Source organism: Actinomadura miaoliensis, assembly GCF_039536785.1.
Lineage (GTDB): Bacteria > Actinomycetota > Actinomycetes > Streptosporangiales > Streptosporangiaceae > Spirillospora > Spirillospora miaoliensis.
In genome coordinates, this window is the sequence record NZ_BAAAZG010000001.1 from 802,665 (window position 1) to 822,253 (window position 19,589).

General features: G+C 74.5%; 16 protein-coding genes. 11 read left to right on the plus strand and 5 right to left on the minus strand.

The features are described from left to right. Window positions 1–71: 71 nt before the first annotated feature. Window positions 72–1,298 carry a chromosome segregation ATPase gene (locus ABD811_RS03700; protein WP_344940647.1) on the minus strand — a complete coding sequence of 409 codons (1,227 nt, stop codon included), beginning with the start codon at window positions 1,296–1,298 and terminating at the stop codon, window positions 72–74. Window positions 1,299–1,362: 64 nt separating this feature from the next. After that, the gene (locus ABD811_RS03705; protein WP_344940650.1) at window positions 1,363–1,968 is read right to left on the minus strand and encodes an SACE_7040 family transcriptional regulator; all 606 of its coding nucleotides are present in this window, start codon (window positions 1,966–1,968) and stop codon (window positions 1,363–1,365) included. Window positions 1,969–2,057: 89 nt separating this feature from the next. Between ABD811_RS03705 and ABD811_RS03710 the strand changes: the two genes are divergently transcribed. From ABD811_RS03710 to ABD811_RS03745, 8 genes are all read left to right on the plus strand, one after another. Beyond that, window positions 2,058–3,671, plus strand: coding sequence for a carboxyl transferase domain-containing protein (locus tag ABD811_RS03710; protein ID WP_344940653.1), 1,614 nt, complete (start codon window positions 2,058–2,060; stop codon window positions 3,669–3,671). Window positions 3,672–3,678: 7 nt separating this feature from the next. Next, on the plus strand, window positions 3,679–5,631 hold the full coding sequence (locus ABD811_RS03715; RefSeq protein ID WP_344940656.1) for an acetyl/propionyl/methylcrotonyl-CoA carboxylase subunit alpha: 1,953 nt from the start codon (window positions 3,679–3,681) through the stop codon (window positions 5,629–5,631). 2 nt (window positions 5,632–5,633) lie between these two features. Next, the gene (locus ABD811_RS03720) at window positions 5,634–6,557 is read left to right on the plus strand and encodes a hydroxymethylglutaryl-CoA lyase (protein ID WP_344941067.1); all 924 of its coding nucleotides are present in this window, start codon (window positions 5,634–5,636) and stop codon (window positions 6,555–6,557) included. Next, window positions 6,557–7,708: an acyl-CoA dehydrogenase family protein gene (locus ABD811_RS03725; RefSeq protein WP_344940658.1), complete on the plus strand. Its 1,152-nt coding sequence runs from the start codon at window positions 6,557–6,559 to the stop codon at window positions 7,706–7,708. Before ABD811_RS03720 ends, ABD811_RS03725 begins: the two co-directional genes overlap by 1 nt. A gap of 109 nt (window positions 7,709–7,817) precedes the next feature. Then, window positions 7,818–8,756 (plus strand): MerR family transcriptional regulator, encoded by a 939-nt coding sequence (locus ABD811_RS03730; protein ID WP_344940661.1) that lies wholly within the window; start codon window positions 7,818–7,820, stop codon window positions 8,754–8,756. A 96-nt stretch (window positions 8,757–8,852) separates the two neighbouring features. Next, window positions 8,853–9,872, plus strand: a complete 1,020-nt coding sequence (locus tag ABD811_RS03735; protein ID WP_344940664.1) for a YbgA family protein — start codon at window positions 8,853–8,855, stop codon at window positions 9,870–9,872. 6 nt (window positions 9,873–9,878) lie between these two features. Then, window positions 9,879–11,144 carry an ATP-binding protein gene (locus ABD811_RS03740; RefSeq protein WP_344940666.1) on the plus strand — a complete coding sequence of 422 codons (1,266 nt, stop codon included), beginning with the start codon at window positions 9,879–9,881 and terminating at the stop codon, window positions 11,142–11,144. Between the two features lie 134 nt (window positions 11,145–11,278). Further along, entirely contained in the window at window positions 11,279–14,554 is a 3,276-nt protein-coding gene (locus ABD811_RS03745; protein WP_344940669.1) for an NACHT domain-containing protein, read from the plus strand. Window positions 14,555–14,731: 177 nt separating this feature from the next. Here the strand turns inward: ABD811_RS03745 and ABD811_RS03750 are convergent, their stop codons facing one another. Next, a complete protein-coding gene (locus ABD811_RS03750; protein WP_344940672.1) occupies window positions 14,732–15,418 on the minus strand; it encodes a GntR family transcriptional regulator in 687 nt (228 codons plus the stop codon). A 151-nt stretch (window positions 15,419–15,569) separates the two neighbouring features. On the opposite strand from ABD811_RS03750, the gene ABD811_RS03755 reads away from it, so the two are divergent. Together ABD811_RS03755 and ABD811_RS03760 are read left to right on the plus strand one after the other, a co-directional pair. Further along, window positions 15,570–16,592, plus strand: coding sequence for a dihydroxyacetone kinase subunit DhaK (locus ABD811_RS03755; RefSeq protein WP_344940675.1), 1,023 nt, complete (start codon window positions 15,570–15,572; stop codon window positions 16,590–16,592). Beyond that, window positions 16,592–17,221, plus strand: a complete 630-nt coding sequence (locus tag ABD811_RS03760; protein WP_344940678.1) for a DAK2 domain-containing protein — start codon at window positions 16,592–16,594, stop codon at window positions 17,219–17,221. The genes ABD811_RS03755 and ABD811_RS03760 overlap by 1 nt, the downstream gene beginning before the upstream one ends. Window positions 17,222–17,362: 141 nt before the next feature. Here ABD811_RS03760 and ABD811_RS03765 read toward each other — a convergent pair whose 3' ends face one another. Next, window positions 17,363–18,037 carry a response regulator transcription factor gene (locus tag ABD811_RS03765; RefSeq protein ID WP_344940681.1) on the minus strand — a complete coding sequence of 225 codons (675 nt, stop codon included), beginning with the start codon at window positions 18,035–18,037 and terminating at the stop codon, window positions 17,363–17,365. Beyond that, on the minus strand, window positions 18,034–19,230 hold the full coding sequence (locus ABD811_RS03770; protein WP_344940685.1) for a sensor histidine kinase: 1,197 nt from the start codon (window positions 19,228–19,230) through the stop codon (window positions 18,034–18,036). Before ABD811_RS03770 ends, ABD811_RS03765 begins: the two co-directional genes overlap by 4 nt. 133 nt (window positions 19,231–19,363) lie before the next feature. On the opposite strand from ABD811_RS03770, the gene ABD811_RS03775 reads away from it, so the two are divergent. Beyond that, on the plus strand, window positions 19,364–19,589 hold a 226-nt coding region (locus ABD811_RS03775; protein ID WP_344940689.1), incomplete at its 3' end, for a hypothetical protein.

The following is a 19,589-nucleotide window of genomic DNA, read 5'->3' on the forward strand; positions in this document are numbered from 1 at the left end:
CCGGTACGGCGCGGCGGCCGGTCTGACAGGGCCAGTGCTCTGCGGTAGGGGCCTCACCTCCTCCTCGTCGTTCAGCCCGCGTGGGGAAGCCGGAATCCGTTCAGGGAGTGCAGCCCGGTGGGCGGTTCCGGCTCGGCGGCGGGTCGGGTGCCGTTCACCGGGCGACCGCCGGCGGTTCGGCCGGCGGGGGCGTCCGGGACGGCGGAGCCGGTCAGCGCGTCGATCTGGCGGCGGGCGCGTTCGGCCTCGGCGCGGGCCGCGTCGCGTTCGCCGGTCAGCGCGGTCAGCGCGGCGCGCAGCTCGTCGACGGTGCGCGACAGCTGCCAGTTCTGCTGTTCACACTCGTGCAGGCGCGCCTGCATCTGGTCGCGGTCGGCCACGGCCTGCCCGCGTTTGGTCTCGGCCTCGTGGAGGGCGGCGCGCAGGTCGTCGGCGGCGCGGCGGGCGGCGGCGGCCTCGATCCGCTGGCCCTCCACGATCGTCTCCGAGTCCGACAGCCGCGAGTGCAGGGTGACCAGCTCGGCACGGGCCGACTCCAGCGCCGCCAGCAGCTCGCTCTCGCGCTCGACGACGCGGTCGCGTTCGTGCTCGGCGGCGAGCCCGGCGGCGGCGGACCGCTCGGCGGCCTCGCGGGCCTCGGCGGCCTCGCGGCGCGCGGCGTCGCGTTCGGCGGCGACGCGGTCGGTCTCCTCGCGGGCGGCGGCGGCCTCGCGTTCGGCGGCCTCCATCCGCTCCTGGGCGGCGGCGGCCTGCCGCCAGGCGGCCTCGGCCTGCCGCTGGGAGGCGTCGCGTTCCTTCTGCGCGACCGCGATGCGGGCGGCGGCCTCGGCGTCGGCGTCGGCGATGCGCCGTTCCACCCCGGCGACGCTCAGCTCGGAGGCCAGCGAACCGGCCAGCCGCCCGACGGCCTCCTCCATCCGTTCGACGATCTCCCAGGCCCAGGCGACCTGCCCGGTCAGCCCCGGGGTGTCGCGGCCGCGTTCGCGGCGCCGGCGGGCCTCGGCGGCGCACGCCCCGTCGCCGTCCTGGCAGTAGCGCACCGACCAGGTGCCGGGCACCGGCTGCGGGACGGGCCTGCCGCAGTTGGCGCACGGCCACACCTCGATGGAGTTCGCCGCCCGCGCCGCCGTCCGCACGGGGGACCGTCCGGCGCGCTCGGACCAGTCGGCGCCGGCCACCTTGACGTCGGTCGGCGTCTCCGGCCGGGCGTCGTCGTCCGGGGACGTCGACGCGTGCGCCGCCCTGCGACGACCGTCAGCCGAACCGTTACCGAGGGGCGCCACCTTCTGGTCCGTCATGCCCAGTCGTACGCACCGCCCGCCCGCGCCGTTCAACGCCCACGGGTACGACTTCCCAGGGCCGCTAGGAGACCTGGTGGAGGGCGGCGCGCGCCATCGCGTACAGCAGGTCGCCCATCGCGGAGCGGTCCACGGCCGCGGCGCTGTAGGGGGTGGAGTTGAGCAGGCCGAAGCAGGCGTGCACGGCGGCGCGTGCGCGGTCCTCGGGGGGCGGGGCGTCGGGACGCATGCGGCGCAGCACGCCGACCCACTCCTCCACGTACGCGCGCTGCAGGCGGCGGATCTGGTGGCGCTGCGGCTCGGGCACGTTGTCCAGCTCGCGTTCGTGGACGGTGATCAGCGCCGGGTTGTCGAGGGCGAACGCGATGTGCCAGCGCAGCAGGGCGTCCAGGGCCCGGGCGGGGTCGGGGTCGGCGGCGCGCCGCACGCCCTCGGCCCGCAGCCGCTCGCTGATGTCGAGCAGCATCTCGGCCAGCACCGCCTCCTTGCCGCGGAAGTGCCGGTAGAGGGCGGGGCCGGTGAGCCCGACCGCCCGGCCGACGTCGCCGATGGAGGCGCCGTGGAAGCCGCGCCGGGCGAACAGTTCGGCGGCCGCGGCCAGGATCTCCGCCCGGCGCGGGGAGGTCACCGTCGCCCGGCCGCCCGCGGGGCGCACGGGTTCCGAGGTCATGAGGGAAGTGTAGGGGGGTGGACGTCCGATGTTAATGAGTATTAACATCGGCGTTGTTAACGGTCATTAACACGACGAGGACGCGACTGATGGCCGGACCTGTACTGCCCACCCGCGCCGACCCGGCGGACCCGGCGTTCAAGGCCAACGCCGAGCACAACGCGGCGCTGGTCGCCGAGCTGCGCGACCGCATCGACCGGGCCGGGCGCGGCGGTCCCGAGCGCGCCCGCGAACGGCACGTGGCGCGCGGCAAGCTGCTGCCGCGCGACCGGGTGGACGCCCTGCTCGACCCGGGATCGCCGTTCCTGGAGCTGTCGCCGCTGGCCGCCCACGGCATGTACGACGACGAGGCCCCCGGCGCCGGGATCATCACCGGGGTCGGGCGGATCTCGGGCCGCGAGTGCGTGGTCGTCGCCAACGACGCCACCGTCAAGGGCGGCACCTACTACCCGATGACGGTCAAGAAGCACCTGCGGGCGCAGGAGGTGGCGCTGCACAACCGGCTGCCCTGCGTCTACCTGGTCGACTCGGGCGGCGCGTTCCTGCCCCGCCAGGACGAGGTGTTCCCCGACCGCGAGCACTTCGGCCGGATCTTCTACAACCAGGCGACCATGTCGGCGCGGAGCATCCCGCAGATCGCCGCCGTGCTCGGCTCGTGCACCGCGGGCGGCGCGTACGTCCCGGCGATGAGCGACGAGGCGGTGATCGTCCGCGGCCAGGGCACGATCTTCCTGGGCGGCCCGCCGCTGGTGAAGGCCGCGACCGGCGAGGTCGTCACCGCCGAGGAGCTGGGCGGCGGGGAGCTGCACGCCCGCACCTCCGGCGTGACCGACCACCTGGCCGAGGACGACGCGCACGCGCTGGCGATCGTCCGCGACATCGTGGCGACGCTCGGCCCGCGCGAGCCGCGCCCCTGGGACGTGACGCGGCCCGAGCCGCCCGCCGCCGACCCCGGCGAGCTGTACGGGGTCGTGCCGCCCGACCCGCGCACCCCCTACGACGTGCGCGAGGTGATCGCGCGGATCGTGGACGGCAGCCGGTTCCAGGAGTTCAAGAAGGAGTACGGCACCACGCTGGTGACCGGCTTCGCCCGCGTCCACGGCCATCCGGTCGGCGTCGTGGCCAACAACGGCATCCTGTTCGGCGAGTCGGCGCTCAAGGGCGCGCACTTCATCGAGCTGTGCGACCGCCGCTCGGTGCCGCTGCTGTTCCTGCAGAACATCACCGGGTTCATGGTGGGCCGGCAGTACGAGTCGGGCGGCATCGCCAAGCACGGCGCCAAGATGGTCACCGCCGTGGCGTGCGCCCGCGTCCCCAAGTTCACCGTCGTGATCGGCGGTTCGTTCGGCGCGGGCAACTACGCGATGTGCGGCCGGGCGTACTCCCCCCGTTTCCTGTGGATGTGGCCGAACGCGCGGATCTCGGTGATGGGCGGGGAGCAGGCCGCCAGCGTGCTGGCCACCGTCCGCCGCGACCAGCTGGAGGCGCGCGGCGAGCGGTGGCCGGACGAGGCGGAGGAGAAGTTCAAGGCGCCGATTCGCGAGCAGTACGAGGAGCAGGGCAACCCGTACTACTCCACGGCGCGGCTGTGGGACGACGGCGTGATCGACCCGCTGGACACCCGCCGGGTGCTGGGACTCGCGCTGTCCGCGGCGGCGAACGCGCCGCTGGAACCCGTCGGCTACGGCGTCTTCCGGATGTGAGGCCGTGATGTTCGAGAGCGTTCTGGTGGCCAACCGCGGCGAGATCGCGGTCCGGGTGTTCCGCACGCTGCGGCGGCTGGGCGTCCGCTCGGTCGCCGTGCACACCGACGCCGACGCGGGCGCGCGGCACGTCCGGGAGGCGGACGAGGCGGTGCGGATCCCGTCGTATCTGGACGTGGACGCGGTGGTCGCGGCGGCCCGCGCGGCCGGCGCCGAGGCCGTGCATCCCGGGTACGGCTTCCTGGCCGAGAACGCCGGCTTCGCCCGCGCCTGCGCGGCCGCCGGGCTGGTGTTCGTCGGCCCGCCCGCCGCGGCGATCGAGGCGATGGGCGACAAGATCCGCGCCAAGCGCACCGTCGCGGCGGCGGGGGTGCCGGTCGTGCCGGGCCGGGACGAGCCGGGCCTGTCGGACGAGGAACTCGTCGACGCCGCGCTGGACGTGGGCCTGCCCGTGCTGCTCAAGCCGTCGGCGGGCGGCGGCGGCAAGGGCATGCGGCTCGTCCGCGAGGCGCCCGACCTGCCCGACGCGATCGCCGCCGCCCGCCGCGAGGCCCGCGCGGCGTTCGGCGACGACACCCTCCTGGTGGAGCGGTTCGTCGGCAACCCCCGGCACATCGAGATCCAGGTGTTCGCCGACGCCCACGGAAACGCCGTCCACCTGGGCGAGCGCGAGTGCAGCCTGCAACGCCGGCACCAGAAGATCGTGGAGGAGGCGCCGTCCCCGCTGCTGGACGCGGCCACCCGCGAACGCATGGGCGCGGCGGCCGTCGCGGCGGCCGAGGCCGTCGGCTACACCGGCGCCGGGACGGTGGAGTACATCGTGTCGGCCGACCGTCCCGGCGAGTTCTTCTTCATGGAGATGAACACCCGGCTGCAGGTCGAGCACCCCGTCACCGAACTGGTCACCGGCCTCGACCTGGTGGAACTGCAACTGCGCGTCGCCGCCGGGGAGCCGCTCCCCCTCACCCAGGACGAGGTGAGCCTGAACGGCCACGCCGTCGAGGCGCGCGTCTACGCCGAGGACCCGGCGCGCGGCTTCCTGCCCACGGGCGGCCGGGTGCTGCTCCTGGACGAGCCGTCCGGCACGCGCGTCGACTCGGGCCTGGAGGAGGGCGACGAGGTCGGCGGCTCGTACGACCCGATGCTCGCCAAGGTGATCGCCTGGGGCGCCGACCGCACCGCCGCCCTGCGGAGCCTGGACCGCGCCCTCGCGTCGTACACGCTGCTCGGCGTCCCCACCAACGTGGCGTTCCTGCGGGCGCTGCTCAGGCACCCGGACGTGGCGGCGGGCCGCCTCGACACGGGCCTGGTCGAACGTTCGCTGACCGACCTGACGGCGGGCGGCTCCGTTCCCGGCGAGGTCCTGGCCGCCGCCGCGCTGGAACGCATGCTCGCCCTGGAACCGCGCGACGACGCCGACCCGTGGGCGATCCCGGACGGCTGGCGTCCCGGCGCCCCCGCCTGGACCCCGTGGATCATCACCCCGTCCGGCGGCGACCCCGTGGAGGTGCGCGTTCAGGGCCGCGCCCATGACGCGCTCGTCTCGATCGACGACGCCGCGCCCGTCCGCGCGTCCCTGAAGCGCGACGGCCGGACGCTGACGCTCGCCTACGGCGACCGCACGCTGACGTACCGGCACGCCCGTGACGGCGACACGCTCTGGCTGGGCCGCGACGGGCACGCCTGGGCGCTGACCGAGCACGTGCGCGCCGAGGCCGGGGGCGGCGCGTCGGCGGCCGGGGACGGCGTCGTCCGCAGCCCGATGCCCGGCACCGTCCTGGCCGTCAAGGCGAGCGAGGGCGAGCGGGTCGACGCGGGCCAGCCGCTGCTGGTGGTGGAGGCGATGAAGATGGAGCACACCGTGACCGCGCCGGTCGCCGGCACGGTGACGAACCTGCCGGTCCGCGCGGGCGCGCAGGTCGCCCTGGACGCGGTGCTGGCCGTCATCGAGGAGGCATGACGATGCGGGTGCCGCTGGACGGCCTGCCCGACCGGGTCACGATCTACGAGGTCGGACCGCGCGACGGGCTGCAGAACGAGAAGACGATCGTCCCGGCGGACGTCAAGGCCGAGTTCGTCACGCGGCTCGCCGACGCCGGCCTGCGCACGATCGAGACGACCAGCTTCGTCCACCCCAAGTGGGTGCCGCAGCTGGCCGACGCCGAGGAGCTGCTGGGCGCCCTGCCCCCGTCCCCGGGAGTGCGCCGCCCCGTCCTGGTGCCCAACGAGCGGGGCCTGGAGCGGGCGCTGCGCAACGGTGTCACCGAGATAGCGATCTTCGGCAGTGCCACCGAGTCGTTCGCCCGGCGCAACCTCAACCGCACCGTCGACGAGTCGATCGCGATGTTCGCGCCCGTCGTCGAGCGCGCCCTCGCCGAGGGCCTGTGGGTGCGCGCCTACGTGTCGATGGCGTGCGGCGACCCGTGGGAGGGCGACGTGCCGATCGACCAGGTGGTCCGCGTCGCGACCCGCATGATGGACCTCGGCTGCGCGCAGCTCAGCATCGGCGACACCATCGGCGTCGGCACGCCCGGCCAGGTCACCGCGCTGATCGAGGCCCTGGTCGCCGCGGGGATCGGCGTCGACCGGCTCGCGGTGCACTTCCATGACACCTACGGCCAGGCCCTGGCCAACACGCTGGCCGCCCTGCGGGCCGGTGTCACCACGGTGGACGCCTCCGCCGGCGGCATCGGCGGCTGCCCGTTCGCCGAGAGCGCCACCGGCAACCTGGCCACCGAGGACCTGGTGTGGATGCTGCACGGCCTCGGCATCGACACCGGCGTCGACCTGGACGCCCTCGCCGCCACCAGCCGCTGGATGGCCGAGCGCCTCGGCCGTCCCAGTCCCTCCCGCGTCGTCGAGGCCCTGTCACCCAAGGAGCAGTAATGATCGACTTCACGCTCACCGACGAGCAGGAGGAGCTGCGCCGCACCGTCGAGCGGTTCGCCCGCGAGTCCGTCGCGCCGGTGATCGGCGACCTGTACGAGCGGGGCGAGTTCCCGTACGAGATCGTCGCCGCGATGGGCAAGATGGGCCTGTTCGGCCTGCCGTTCCCCGAGGAGTACGGCGGCATGGGCGGCGACTACTTCACCCTCTGCCTCGCCCTTGAGGAACTGGCCCGCGTCGACTCCTCGGTGGCCATCACCCTGGAGGCCGGGGTGTCCCTGGGCGCCATGCCCATCTACCGTTTCGGCTCCCAGGCGCAGAAGGAGCGGTGGCTGCCGGTGCTGACGTCCGGCGAGAAGCTCGCCGCCTTCGGGCTGACCGAACCGGGCGGCGGCTCCGACGTCCCCGGCGGCATGCGCACCACCGCCCGCCTGGACGGCGACCACTGGGTGCTCAACGGGTCCAAGTCGTTCATCACCAACTCCGGCACCGACATCACCGCGTTCGTCACCGTCACCGCGCTGACCGGCGAGAACGAGATCTCGACGATCATCGTCCCGAACGGCACGCCCGGCTTCACCGTCGGCCGCAAGTACTCCAAGGTCGGCTGGTCGGCGTCCGACACCCGCGAACTGGCGTTCGACGACGTCCGGGTGCCCGCCGAGAACCTGGTCGGCGAGCGCGGCCGCGGCTACGCCCAGTTCCTGCGCATCCTGGACGAGGGCCGCATCGCCATCGCCGCGCTGTCGGTCGGCCTGGCCCAGGGCTGCGTGGACGAGTGCCTGCGCTACGTCCGCGAACGCGTCGCCTTCGGCCGTGAGATCGGCCGCTACCAGGCCGTCCAGTTCAAGATCGCCGACATGGAGACCCGGGCGCACACCGCCCGCCTGGCCTACTACGCCGCCGCGGCCCGCATGCTGGCGGGGCAGCCGTTCAAGAAGGAGGCGTCCATCGCCAAGCTGGTCGCCTCCAACGCCGCCATGGACAACGCGCGCGACGCCACCCAGATCTTCGGCGGCTACGGCTTCATGAACGAGTACGCCGTGGGCCGCTTCTACCGGGACGCGAAGATCCTCGAAGTGGGCGAGGGCACCTCCGAGGTCCAGCGCATGCTCATCGCCCGCTCCCTGGGCCTGCCGCCCGCTGCCTGACGCCCGGCGGCCCCGTTCGGTCTTTCCACGCGCCGCGACCAGGCAGGATGTTTCAGAGGACCCCGGTGCAGTCACGTTCTCCGGTCCAGGGCCGCGTGGGGGGTGAAGCATGGGCGAGCCTACGGCACGGGAGGCCGGCCTCGGCGTGGGCGCGGTGGCACGACGCCTGGGCGTGGCCGCCTCCACCCTGCGCACCTGGGACCGCCGCTACGGCATCGGTCCCAGCGGACGCAGCCCGGGCGGTCACCGGCGCTACACGCCGGCGGACCTGGCACGGCTGGAGGTCATGCGGCGGCTGATCCTGGCCGGCGCCCCGCCGGGTGAGGCCGCGCGGACCGCCCTGGGGGTGCCGCCCGGCGAGCCCGCGCCGCCGCGCGCGCACGGCGCGGGCGGCCACCGCCTGCCGTTGACGGGGACGGGAGCGCCCGCCGAACGCGACGGCGAGCGGACCGCGCGGGTGCGGGGCCTGGCGCGGGCGGTGATGGCGATGGACGAGGGCGCGATGAGCGCCGCCGTCCGGTCCGCGCTGCGCCGGGACGGTGTGGTACGCGCGTGGGACGGGCTGCTCGTCCCGGTCCTGGTCGGGATCGGCCGCAAGCACGCGGCGACCGGCGGCTGCGTGGAGATGGAGCACCTGCTGTCGGAGGTGGTGCTGCGCTGCCTGGCCGAGGTGCCCGCGCGGCGGCCGCCCGACGGCCGCGCCGCCCTGCTCGCGTGCGCCCCCGACGAGCAGCACAGCCTGCCGGTGCACGCGCTGGCCGCCGCGCTCGCCGAGGCGGGCGCCCCGGCCGTCGCGCTCGGCGCGCGCGTACCGGCGGGGGCGCTGTACGCCGCGATCGACCGGGTGGGCCCGCACGCGGTGTTCGTCTGGTCGCAGACCGGCGCGACCGGGGACCCCGCCTGGCTGGCGGACCTGCCGAGGACGCGTCCGCCGCTGCGGGCCCTGGCGGGCGGTCCGGGCTGGGCGCGGCCCCGGTTGCCGCGCACCGTCGGGTTCGTGACCACCCTCGCCGAGGCGGTCGCCGAACTCACCGCAACGTCCCACTAATCCGGTTTTATACGCCTTTTACCGGTTTGCGGTTGTTTATGGGGCGACTCTCCGACTATGAACAAGTTTTGAAGCGATTCGTCGGAGATGGTGCCCATGTTCCCGGCAGCACGGACGTCCTGCGACACGGACGCCGCCCAACGGCGCGAGAGCGTGCCGGCACAGCCGCGGCCACGGCTCGCGGTGTCCAGCTGCCTGCTCGGCGCCGCCGTCCGCTACAACGGCGGCGACAGCCGCGACTGGTTCCTCACCGGCCCGCTGTCCCTCCACGTCGACTGGGTACCGATCTGCCCGGAGATGGAGATCGGCCTGGGCGCGCCGCGCGCCCCGGTGCGCCTGCGCACGGACGGCGCGCTCGTCGCCAGGGACGGGACCGCCGACCACACCGCGGCCATGGTGCGGCTCGCCCGCGACCGCGTTCCCGAGCTGGACCGGCTCGACGGCTACGTGCTCAAGTCGCGTTCCCCCAGCTGCGGGCTGTTCGGGCTGCCGCGCTACGCGCCCGGCCGTCCGGGAGAACCCCCCGGCGGCTGGCCGGCGGACCGCCGCGGCCGCGGCCTGTTCGCCGCCCTCGTCGCCGAGGCGCTCCCGGGCCTGCCCGCCGAGGAGGACGGCCGGCTCAACGACCCGCTGCTGCGCGAGCACTTCCTCGAACGCGTCTTCGCCCAGGCCCGGCTGCGTGAGTTCTTCGCCGGCGACTGGCGCGCCCGCGACCTGGTGGCGTTCCACAGCAGGCACAAGATGCAGCTCCTCGCGCACGACCCCGCCGCCTACCGCCGGACGGGACGGATCGTCGCGCGGGCCGGGGCCCGCGACCCCACCGAACTGGAGGCCGAGTACCGCCGCGCGTTCACCGCCGCGCTCGCCGCCCGCACCACCCCCGGCCGCCACGTCAACGCGCTCCTGCACCTGCTGGGCTTCCTCAGCGACCGCCTCGACCCCACACGCCGCCACGACATCCTCACCGCGATCGACTCGTACCGCCGCGGTGAGGCGCGCGGCGTCCCGACCGCCCTGCTGCGCCACCACGCGGCGGGCGAAGAGCTCGGCTTCCTGTCCCGGCAGACCTACTTCGCCCCCTTCCCCGCCGAGCTCCTCCTCCCTCACCACCTGTGATCGACGATGACGGCCGCCCCGGATCCCGCGCAGCCGTTCGACGTGCTCCCCGTCCCCGCCGCCGTGCTGTCGCCCGACGCGGTGTTCGTCACCGTGAACCGCGCCTACCAGCGGATGTCGGGACGCTCTCGCGACGAGCTGGTCGGGCGGAGCCTGTTCACGATCTTCCTCGGCGGGTCCTCCGGGCACGGCGCGGGCGAGCTGCGGGCCTCGCTGGACCGGGTGCTGGCCGAGGGCCGGACCGACGTCATGGCGACGCGGTGCTTCGCCCTGGAGGCCCCCGGACGGCCGGGAGTCCTCCAGGAGCGGTACTGGAGCACCCTCAACGCGCCGATGCTCAGCCCGGACGGCGAGGTCACCGGGATCGTCCACTGCGTGGCGGAGATCACCCCCCGGTCCGGCGCCCCGGCGGCCGCGGACGGGCGGGCGGCCGGGACCGAACCGCGGGCCCCGGCCCGTGAGCCGCACGAACTCAACTCGGATCTGTGCCACGCCTACACCGAGGAACGGCGGACCGTCCGGGCGCTGCGGCAGGCCATGGAGCGGCAGCGGCAGGCCGTCAGCGACACCTCCCACGACCTGCGAGCCCCGATCACCGGCCTGCTGACGCGGCTGGAGGCGGCCCTCGCCGACCCCGCGGCCGATCCCCACGAGGCTCTGCGCGCGGCCCTGCGCGACGTCGAAAGGCTCGGCGACATCGTCGCCGACCTGCTCGAACTCGCCCGGCTCGACGGGGACGTCCAGCTCCCCGCCGAACCCGTCGACCTGGCCCGCCTGGTCGAGACCGACCTCGCCCACCGCACGCCCGTGATCGTCCTCAACGTCCGCCTGCAGCCCGGAGTCGTGGTGAACGGCTCCTCGGTCCGGCTGGCCCGCCTGCTGGGCAACCTGATGGCCAACGCCGAACGCCACGCCGGCTCCCGGGTCGAGGTGACGGTCGCCGCCGACGGCGACCATGCCGTCCTGCAGGTCAGCGATGACGGACCGGGGATCCCCGCGCCGGAACGCGAGGAGGTCTTCCGCCGCTTCTACCGGCGCCACGACGCCCGCCACCGCGATCCCGCGGGCACGGGCCTGGGCCTGCCGATCGCCCGTGAGATCGCCCGCGCCCACGGCGGCTCCCTGAACATCGCCGACACCGCGAGCGGAACCCGCATGGTGCTGCGCCTGCCGCTGCACGCCTCGTCCACGGCACAGGCGGCCGCCGAGGTCCCGCCCCATGACGCGAAGACGAACGCCGCCCCGCCCCGAGAACACGACGGCGACGCCTAGAACACCGGCGGCCTCCCCACCGCACCGGCCGCCGGCCGCCCGGCCGGGCACGAATCGGGCGGAACGGTGACGGGTGGCTCTCGATCGCGGCGGGTTGCCGGGATACTGGTGCCTTCAAGTGAATTGGGGGTGCCGTGTCCGTCGAAGGCGTCGCGCTGGGCGTCGGCAGGTCGGTGGTGCAGCTCGCCGTGGGGCGCCTGGTGGCCGGACGCGCCGACCGCAAGGCGCAGGGGCAGGACCTGGTCGACCTGATCAGGCTCGGCTTTCCCGACGAGATCCGGCGGCGCCGGGCGCGGCGCCAGTTCGAGGAGATCGCCGACTCGGTCGGCGAACGGCTGATGACCTACTGCCGCCAGGAGTTCGGCGGCCTCACCGACGGCGACCGTGAGGCGGTCCTGCACCAGGTGGTGCTGACGCTGGAGCGCGCCGACCTGTCGGACGAGGCGCTGCTGTCCGTCGACGCCGATCCGGTGCGGCTCGCCCGCGCCCTGCGCGCCACGCTGCCCGCCCGGCAGGCCGGGTTCCAGCTCGGCGAGGCGGGCGCCCGCCTGTACGAGGTGGTGCTGGACGAGTGCTGCGACTGCCTGGCGCGCATCATCGTCCACCTGCCGCAGTTCGGGCCGCGCGCGTCGGCCGAGACGCTGGCCCGGCTCTCCGGCCTGGCCGACCAGGTGACCGCCGTCCTGGCCCGGCTCCCCGCGCGCTCCCTCGTCGCGCCGGAGGGCGAGTCCGACGACGAGGAGTGGACGCGCCGCTACCTAACCTCGATCAGTGACAGCCTCGACACGCTCGAGCTGTTCGGTGTCCGTTTCGAGCGTTTCAGCCGCCCGCAGACGAAGCTGAGCGTCGCCTACATCAGCCTGAACGTCCTGCGGGAGGACAACGCGGACCGGCGCAAGGCCCACCATGGCGCGGTGCCGGTGAGCGAATGGCGGATCGTCGACCGGGAGGCCGGTGCCGTCCGCGTCGAGTCGGCGCTGGGCGAGCACCGCCTGATGCTCGTCCGCGGGGAGGCGGGCGGCGGGAAGAGCACGCTGCTGCGCTGGCTCGCCGTCACCGCCGCACGCGGCGAGTTCTCCGGCGACCTGGCGTCCTGGAACGGCTGCGTCCCGTTCCTCATCAAGCTGCGCAGCTATTCGGGTGCGCGCCTGCCCCGGCCGGAGGAGTTCGTGGACGGCGTCGCCGGTCATCTGACCGGGCTGATGCCGCGCGCCTGGGTGCACCGGCGGCTGCTGTCGGGCCGGGCCCTGCTGCTGGTGGACGGGGTGGACGAGGTCACCGCGAACCAGCGTCACGACGTGCGGCAGTGGCTGCGCGATCTGGTCGGCCAGTTCCCGGGCGTGCGGGTGGTGGTCACGTCCCGCCCGGCGGCGGCCGGTTCCGCATGGCTGCGCGCCGAGGGGTTCGCGACCGCGTTCATGGAGCCGCTCGGCCCCGCCGACCTGCGGGCCCTGATCGAGCACTGGCACGACGCCGTTCGCCACTGCGCCGACCTGCCCTGTGAGCCGGAGCGCCTGCCGGGCTACGAGGCGCGGCTGCTCGCCCGTCTCGAAGCGGCCCCGCACCTTCGCACACTCGGTTCCAGTCCCCTGCTGGCCGCGATGCTGTGCGCGCTCAACCTCGACCGCGAAACGCTCCCCCGCGACCGCATGGGGCTGTACGCGGCGGCGCTCGACCTGCTGCTGGAGACCCGCGACGCCAAGCGCGGCATCCCGAGCGCCCAGACCATCGACCTCGAACGCGACCAGAAGATCCGCATCCTGCAGGAACTGGCCTGGCACCTGTCGACCAGCGGGCGCGTCGAGCTGCCGAAGCCGATGGTCGAACGCGTCATCGCCGAACGGCTGCGGACGATGCCGCGCGTGCGGGCACGGGCCGCCGACGTCCTCGATCTGCTTCTCCAGCGAAGCGGCGTCCTGCGCGAACCGGTTCCGGGCCGGATCGACTTCGTGCACCGCACCGTTCAGGAGTACCTCACCGCCAAGCAGGCCGCCGACCTCGGCGACATGGACCTGCTGATCCGCAACGCCCACCGCGACCAGTGGCGCGAAACCGTCATCATGACCGCCGGACACGCCAACGAGCCGCTGCGCCGCGAACTGATCGGCGGCATCCTCGAACGCGTCGAGGCCGAGCCGCGACGCGCCCGCTTCCTGAAACTCCTGGCCGTGTCGTGCCTGGAGACGCTTCCCTCGGTCCCCGACGACCTGCGCGCCGCGCTCGACCGCTGCATCGACGCCCTCGTCCCGCCCCGCACCCTGGCCGCCGCCCGCTCCCTCGCCACGGCCGGCGAACCCGTCCTCGCCCGCCTCCCCGAGACCCTGGACGGCCTCTCCGAAACCTCCGCCAGGGCCACCGTCCACGCCGCCGCCCTCATCAACGGCCCCGAAGCCCTGGACGTCCTTTCCCGATACGCCGCCGACCCACGTTGGGGAGTGCAACGAGAACTCAACGACGCCTGGAATTTCTTCGACGCCGCCGAGTACGCCGAACGAATACTGTCGAAGATGCCTCCCGGCGGCGTTCTCGACGTCATCTTCTCCGCCGAGCAACTGGCCGCCCTCGACAAGATCGCCCCTCTTTCCGGACTTTACGTCCTGTCCAATGAGCCACTTGTTCTCGACTTCCTCCACCCCCATCGAACATCCCTCGAGAAACTCAGCCTGATCTCCAGCGAACCCGGCACTGATTTCTCCGGCCTGCCCGAACTACCCGCCCTCCAGGGACTCGTCCTCGGACTGTCCGGGCAGAAGGACATTCGTTTTCTGGACGCGCTGCCCCCGCTGCGGAGCATCTGGTTCAACTCCTGCCAGGAGATCGAGGACTTCTCCGCGTTGCGGCGACATGCCGGCACGCTCCGCGAACTCGCACTGCACGACGCCCACGGCCTGACGAGCCTCAGCGCATTGCCGCCCCTGGACGATGTGATCTCGCTGGGTCTGTCCGGCGCGCGGATCCAGAACCGGCTTCACGACGTCGTCACCGCGGCACCCAAGGTGAAATGGCTGATCCTGAACGACTGCGACTGGATCAGCGATCTGACGCCGCTCACCGCCCTTCCCCTGACGGACCTCCGCCTCGGCGGTTGCACGGAAGTGCGGGACATCGCTCCGCTCTCCGACGTCACCGGCCTCAGATATCTCGGCCTGGGGCATACGGGAGTCCACGATCTGACTCCGCTGACACGACTCACCGGTTTGCGGGGGTTGTGGCTGAGCGGATGCCAACAGATTTCCGATCTGAGCCCACTCGCTTCGCTGCCCGAACTCGCCGACCTCCACATTCAGGGAATCGCTCCCGGCATCGACCTGTCTCCCCTGGCGGCCAACCGGAAGGTGATCGTCCACGTCGATCCGGGTCAGGACGTGCGCGGCGCGGAAGCGTTGGGGCGCCGCCTCACGTCCAAGTGACCCTCTCGTTCGCCGGTCCTCCGCCGATGAGTGGGCGAGGTGAGCGTCACGCGTCCTGGATCTGCCGCGCGCGGCGGGCAGGCACCCGGTAGAGGAGGAGTTCTGGCGTCCGTGGCGAGGGTGCCGGCGTCGTAGCCGTCCACCGCTCTGGTGGTGGGGACGCGGGCGGACGGGCGGTCAGAGGGGGATGGCCTGGGACTGCATGTCGGCGACCGTCCACTCCTCGACCTCGTCCAGGTGGACGGCGGCGGCCTCCTGGGCGGCGGCGACGTCGCGGGCGGCCATGGCGTCGAGGATCTGCAGGTGGCGGCGGGTGGATCCCTCGGCGCGCCGGGGCCCGGTCGCGCCGAGGACGCGCAGCCAGGCGACGAACGGTTCGACCGAGGCGCGGGCGCGGACCAGGCGCTCGTTGCCGGTGGCGGCCACGATCTCGCGGTGGATCCGCGTGGCGCTGGCGAAGAACGGGCCGAAGTCGCCCTTGCCGATCGCCTCGGCCGCCTCGACGGCCTCGGCGCGCAGGTCGGCGATCTGGCCGGCGGGCATGCGGGTGGCGGCGATGCCGGTGGCCACCCACTCGATGCCCTTGCGCAGCTGGCAGACCTCGTGGACGTCGTTGACGCCGGGCCGGGCCACGAACGTGCCCGAGCGGGGGCGGGTCTCGATGAGCTGGTCGTGTTCCAGGCGGGCCAGCGCGTCCCGTACCGGGGTGCGGGACACGCCGAACTCGTCGGCCACCGCCTGCGGATCCAGCCGGGAGCCGGGCGCGTACACGCCGGTGGTGATCCGGTCGCAGAGGATCCGGTAGAGCTGACCGGCGATGGACTCGACGACCAGCGACTGCCTGTCGGATGGACGCGGGGCCACGGCTGACTCCCTGCTGGTGTGAGATGTCTGATCCATCAGGTTAGTCGCCCGGACGCGGCGACGGCCGACCAGGCCATTATTTGACATGTGGTGTCTGATATATTAGTGGTCCGTAGAATGTGCACCCACCTGCCCCCGGGGAGACCGCACCGTGACGTCCAGCACGCCCTTCCATCCCTCCGACGGTGATCCCGTCCCGCCCGCGCTGCGCGGCTTCGCACGGGCCCACGCCGACCTCGTCGAGCTGCACGAGGACCCCGCCCACCTGGTCGCGCGGCACCGCGCGCCTGGCCGGCGCGTGGGACTGGTGTCGGGCGGCGGGTCCGGTCACGAGCCGATGCACGCCGGGTTCCTCGGCCGCGGCATGCTCGACGCGGTCGCGCCCGGCAAGGTGTTCGCCTCCCCGCACAACCGGCAGATCCTGGAGGCCAGCCGGAAGGCGGCCGGTCCCGGCGGCGTGATCCACGTGGTGAAGAACTACACCGGCGACCGCATCAACTTCGGCATCGCCGCCGAGCGGCTGCGGCTGGAGGGCGTCGAGGTCCGCCGCGTGCTGGTGGACGACGACCTGGCCACCGAGTCCGCCGAGACCGCGACCGGACGGCGCGGCACCGGCGCAACCGTCGTGGTGGAGAAGCTCCTCGGCGCCGCCGCCGACGACGGGCTCGGCATCGACGAGCTGGCCGAGCTGGGCGCGGCCTTCGCCGGCGCGTCCCGCAGCCTGGCCGTGGCGTCCCGGGCGCAGACCTCCATGCACACCGGCAGGCCGTCGTTCGAGCTGGCCGAGGGCGAGCTGGAGTACGGGGTCGGCATCCACGGCGAGCGCGCCGCCCGGTCGATCCCCCGGCCGTCCACCGAGGAGCTGGTGGCCCGGATGCTGGACGAGGTGATCGCGGGCCTCCCGGCGGGGCCGGACGAGGTCGTCGCCGTCGTCAACGGCCTGGGCGGCACCACGCTGCTGGAGCTGTACGGGCTGCACGAGCTGGTCGCCGGCGGCCTGGAGCGGCGCGGGATCGCGCTGACCGGTTCGCTGGTCGGCACGTTCGTCCCCGCCCTGGACATGGCGGGGTTCTCCATCACGCTGACCCGGATGCGGCCCGAGTGGAAGACCTGGTGGGCCGCCCCCGCCATCACGCCCGCCTTCCCCCGCCCGACCACCGAGGAGACCGTCTGATGCCCGCCACCGACGTGGACCAGGAGGCCGTGCTGCGCCGCTACGCCGCCGCGGCCGAGGACGCGCACGCCGAGCTCACCGCGCTCGACCGGCACAGCGGCGACGGCGACTTCGGCGACAACCTGCGGGGCGGGCTGCGCGACGCGGTCGCCGCGTTCGAACGGTCCGGCGGGTCGGCGTTCACCGTGCTCGGCACGGTGTTCCTGGACGAGGTCGGCGGCACCAGCGGCCCGCTGCTCGGCCTGCTGTTCACCGAGATCGCCCGCGCGCTGGAGTCCGGCGCGGGCGTGTCGGCCTGGGCGGAGGGCGCCGCGGCCGGGCTGGCCGCCATCCAGCGCGTCGGCGAGGCGAAGGTCGGCGACCGCACGCTGGTGGACGCCCTGGCGCCCGCCGTCGACGCGCTGCGCGAGGGCGGGGACGACGCGTTCGCCGCCGCCGCGCGGGCCGCCGCCGACGGCGCCGCCCGCACCGCGGAGCTGCGCGCCCGCATGGGCCGGGCCAGTTACATCGGCGACCGCGTCAAGGGAGAGCCCGACCCGGGAGCGGTCGGGGTCGCGCTGCTGTTCTGGGCCGTGGCCACCGCCGCCGACCCCTCCGCGGACGTGCCCGCTCCGGTCCGCTCCCTGTAACGGGCATCCTCCCGCACGGCAGAAAGCCCTCCGGTACCAGCGTCGCCGTCACGTCCGCCCTCGACGCGCTCACCCGCCGACTGCCGGACGGCGCGGCTGTGCGCGGCCCGGCGGGCCGCCGGGCCGCGCCGCTGGGGCGGCTCAGTCGCCCCGGGACGGGTCGGGCCGCACCAGCCCGTGGTCGTAGGCGAACACGACGGCCTGGATGCGGTCGCGCAGGTCCAGCTTGGCGAGGATGCGTTTGACGTGCGTCTTGGTCGTGGCCTCACCGACGTGCAGGGCGCGGGAGATCTCGCCGTTGGACAGGCCGCGGGCGACCAGCAGCAGCACCTGGCGCTCGCGGTCGGTGAGCCGGTCCAGGCGCCGCCTGGTGTGCGCGTCCGGCGGGGCCGGGGACGTGCGGGCGAACTCGTCCAGCAGCCGCCGGGTCACCGACGGGCCGAGCAGCCCCTCCCCCGCCGCGACCGTCCGGACGCCCTCGATCAGCCTCTCCGGCGGGGAGCGCTTGAGCAGGAACCCGCTGGCCCCGGCGCGGACGGCGGCGAAGACGTACTCGTCCAGCTCGAAGGTGGTCAGCACCAGGACGTGGGGCCGCGGCCCGCGCGCGGTGATCTCCCGCGTGGCGGTCACGCCGTCCATGATCGGCATGCGCACGTCCATCAGCACCACGTCGGGCGCCAGGTCCCGCGCCATCCGCACGGCCCGGGCGCCGTCGGACGCCTCGCCCGCGACGGTGATGTCGGGCTGGGTCTGCAGCATCATGCGCAGCCCGCCGCGCATGAGCTCCTCGTCGTCGGCGAGCAGGACCCTGATCACGCGGCCCGCCCCTCGGACGGGGCGGGGACGCGGACGTCGACCCGCCAGCCGCCGCCCGCCGCCGGACCCGCCCGGCACGTCCCGCCGAGCCGTTCCACGCGGTCGCGCATGCCGGTCAGGCCGCGTCCGGGGACGTGCGGCCCGCCGGCCGGCGGGGCGGCGGTTCCGTCGTCGGTCACCGCCAGCACGACGTCCTCCCCGTCGCGGGACAGGCTGATCCGCACGGTCGCGGCGGACGCGTGCCGGACGACGTTGGTCAGCGCCTCCTGCGCGGCGCGGTAGACGGCGCGCCGGACGGGCTCGGCGAGCCCCGCGACGTCGCCGTCGACCGACAGCTCGGCCGTCAGCCCGCCGGGCAGCCCGCCGGGCAACCCGTCGACGAGGCGCCGCAGCGAGTCCGCCAGGCCGGGGGGCGGGCCCGCGTCGCCGAGCAGCCCGAGGACCTGGTCGAGGTCGGCCATGGCGGCGCGTCCGGTGTCCTCGATGCGGCGCAGGGACGACCGGACGTCGGCGCGTTCACCGCCCAGCGCCAGCCGGGCCGCGCCCGCGTGGGTGACCATGACGGTGACGGCGTGGCCCACCGCGTCGTGAAGCTCGCGCGCCAGGCGCGCACGCTCGTCGGCGAGCGCGCGCTCACGCATGGCCGCCGCCCGCTCCTCCTCGTGCGCGCGCAGCACGCGCGCGGTCTCCCAGCGGGACCGGGCGGACGCGCCCACCAGCCACGCGACACCGTGCAGCACCGCCCCCAGGACGAGCGCCTCGCCGTTCTCGGCCGCCAGCGCGGCGAGGACCACCAGCACGGGCGGCGCCGACAGCTCGACGGCCCGGGCGCGCGGACGCGTCTGGGCGACCATGGTCAGCGCCAGGGCGGACGCCGCCGACAGGTTCGTCAGCGGGTGCCCCGCCACCGCCACGGCGGCGGTGGCGCACGCCGCCCCCCACAGCGCCGCGGCCGGGGCGAACCTGCGGCCGGCGATCGCAGCGAACCAGACGACCGCGGCGACCCGGACCACCGGCGGGCCGTGGAACACCGAAGCGGTGACGTCGGAGTCGCCGATCGGGATGGTCGCCGACGTGTAGGCGACCAGGACGTCGACCGCGACCCAGCGCCACCTGCGGTCGGCGCCGCGGTCCGGCCGCAGGCGGCCGGCGGGCCGCGGCGCGGGCGGCGGGGACCGCCGCGGAACATCCATGACGGTCAGCGTACGGACGGCCGGGGATCGGCGGAATGGCACCGGAGGAGGGGGCCGTGTCCCCCCGCGGGGGGACGAACCCGATCCCGGCCGAGGGACGATCCGGCGGCCTCCCGGTTCTTAGCGTCGCGGCATGACGAACACGCACTCCCCCTCGCTCCGCCGCCGCGTCGCCGGCTGGTCGCTGCTGTCCCTCACCGTCCTGTCGGCCCTTCCGCTGGCGGCCGCCGCGTTCCTGCTGGCCGCGGCGGCGCGGGCGGGCCTGGTGCCGAGCGCCGTGCTGGCGCTGGCCTGCACGGTCCTGGCGTGCGGGGCGGCGGCCGGGCTCGGCGCCCGGCTGGCGCTGCGCCGCCGCCGGC

Coding starts and splice junctions, on each gene's coding strand:
- ABD811_RS03700 (WP_344940647.1), bottom strand. CDS start 1,298: ATGACGGACCAGAAGGTGGCGCCCCTCGGTAACGGTTCGGCTGACGGT.
- ABD811_RS03705 (WP_344940650.1), bottom strand. CDS start 1,968: ATGACCTCGGAACCCGTGCGCCCCGCGGGCGGCCGGGCGACGGTGACC.
- ABD811_RS03710 (WP_344940653.1), top strand. CDS start 2,058: ATGGCCGGACCTGTACTGCCCACCCGCGCCGACCCGGCGGACCCGGCG.
- ABD811_RS03715 (WP_344940656.1), top strand. CDS start 3,679: ATGTTCGAGAGCGTTCTGGTGGCCAACCGCGGCGAGATCGCGGTCCGG.
- ABD811_RS03720 (WP_344941067.1), top strand. CDS start 5,634: ATGCGGGTGCCGCTGGACGGCCTGCCCGACCGGGTCACGATCTACGAG.
- ABD811_RS03725 (WP_344940658.1), top strand. CDS start 6,557: ATGATCGACTTCACGCTCACCGACGAGCAGGAGGAGCTGCGCCGCACC.
- ABD811_RS03730 (WP_344940661.1), top strand. CDS start 7,818: ATGGGCGAGCCTACGGCACGGGAGGCCGGCCTCGGCGTGGGCGCGGTG.
- ABD811_RS03735 (WP_344940664.1), top strand. CDS start 8,853: ATGTTCCCGGCAGCACGGACGTCCTGCGACACGGACGCCGCCCAACGG.
- ABD811_RS03740 (WP_344940666.1), top strand. CDS start 9,879: ATGACGGCCGCCCCGGATCCCGCGCAGCCGTTCGACGTGCTCCCCGTC.
- ABD811_RS03760 (WP_344940678.1), top strand. CDS start 16,592: ATGCCCGCCACCGACGTGGACCAGGAGGCCGTGCTGCGCCGCTACGCC.
- ABD811_RS03770 (WP_344940685.1), bottom strand. CDS start 19,230: ATGGATGTTCCGCGGCGGTCCCCGCCGCCCGCGCCGCGGCCCGCCGGC.